Annotated in this window: 1 pseudogene; it reads left to right on the forward strand. The window is 61.5% G+C overall.

The features are described 5' to 3' along the window. Positions 1 to 54: 54 nt before the first annotated feature. A pseudogene (locus tag MTX34_RS25550) lies at positions 55 to 291 on the forward strand (hypothetical protein); the annotation flags it as partial.

The following is a 291-nucleotide window of genomic DNA, read 5'->3' on the forward strand; positions in this document are numbered from 1 at the left end:
CCCTCTTTGCCAAGCTTCTGGTGAGTCATTCGAGAAGCTATGGAGGGTTACCGCATGTTGAGTGCTGAATTCACAGGGGAGCAGATCCGGGAGATGGTGTTCGAGTACTGCCGGTTGCCGTATGGGAAGCATGGGCCGTGGATGGCAGCGCATCCGTCCATCTCGAGGGGCATGATGACGCGGTGGCGGACGGCGGTGTTCGACGGCGACGTGGACCGCGGGCTGGTTCCGCGTCAGACTGAACCGATGAACTCGCAACCGAAGGGCCGGCAGGGAATGGTCGAACGGCGA

This window comes from Rhodococcus sp. ARC_M5 (genome assembly GCF_022810405.1).
Lineage (GTDB): Bacteria > Actinomycetota > Actinomycetes > Mycobacteriales > Mycobacteriaceae > Rhodococcoides > Rhodococcoides navarretei.